The sequence below is a fragment of the Mesorhizobium sp. M7A.F.Ca.ET.027.02.1.1 genome, from assembly GCF_004022985.1.
Taxonomy (GTDB): domain Bacteria; phylum Pseudomonadota; class Alphaproteobacteria; order Rhizobiales; family Rhizobiaceae; genus Mesorhizobium.
Genome location: NZ_RZOL01000791.1, coordinates 1 through 1,108, shown reverse-complemented (window position 1 = coordinate 1,108; position 1,108 = coordinate 1). Strand labels below are relative to the sequence as shown.

The following is a 1,108-nucleotide window of genomic DNA, read 5'->3' as shown; positions in this document are numbered from 1 at the left end:
TCACTATACGGGGAGAGGGTGCCGGCAGGCAGGTGAGGGGCGGCGCCAACTTTGGCAATTGATGGGAACCCTTGAACGAACAGAAGTCAACTGTGCTGTTCGTTCAGGCAGCCGCTGGCCGGCCAATACGCAGGAAATCGCTGTCGAAGGGAACCTCCCGCGCCGCGCCACTGGCCGTCAGCCGCATGCGGCCATCCGCCGTCGTGACCTCCTGCGGCGGCTCGCCGCCCGACAGCGGCATGACGCCGATGACATGGCGAAAGGAAACGCTTTGGCTTTCGCCCAGCGCAAAGGCGGTCGCTACCCCTTCGCGCTTCAGCCAGTTGTCGCCGATCGAAGCGGCATGGCCGACGGCGGCGCGGCCGTCCTCGATGCCGAGCACGCCCAGGTGGCGACCGCTCCAGGGCGCGTAGTCGCGCCCGCCATTGCTGAACCACAGCATGGTGATCGGCAGCTCGGCAGGGTTCTTCAGCACCAGCACCAGATCGTCCTCGGCCTGGCGCGCAAGCGCGGTCCAGCCCGGTCCGCCATGATCCGTCTCGACCAGCGTGAGGAAATCCTCGCGCAGGTCGCCCATGCGGTATTCCGTCAGGTCGAGCGTACCGCCGCCTGCGGCGGGAAAACGGCCGAGATCGGCGGATCGTGCCGGATAGGCCAGCAGGAAGCGGCCGCGTGCGGGATCCGGCTCCAGCGGGTCGTCCAGCGTCGCGGCAAACCGCTTCGGCGAAAAGGCCAGCCTGCCGCCGCCCGTCATTGCCGTCATCGGGTGATGCGCGACCGAAATCGCACCATGGCCGCCGGAAAACACATGTTCCTGGTAGAGGAAGGGATGGCCGTCGCGCAGCGTCAGGATCTTGTCGACGCTGGCGCCCATCACCTTGTGCCGCAGGCGATAGACCGCGCCCCAGCCATCGTCGGTCGCGACACTTTCGACGACATCCCAGGCGCTGTTGGCCGGCCAGCCATGCAGCGGCGCCTCCTCGACATCGCTGCGCGAAAACGGCGCGCAGAGAAAATCGCCGGACAGCCGAACCGTGCCTTCCGGCAAATTGTCCGGCAGCGTCTCGCCCGCATCGACCCAGGGCGCGCGATGCAGCGGCTTCAGCTG

Annotated in this window: 1 protein-coding gene; it reads right to left on the bottom strand. The window is 67.3% G+C overall.

Features of this window, described 5'->3' with window-relative positions:
• Positions 1-103: 103 nt before the first annotated feature.
• The coding region (locus tag EN749_RS36180) for a hypothetical protein (protein ID WP_128365009.1) at positions 104-1,108 on the bottom strand (1,005 nt) is incomplete at its 5' end.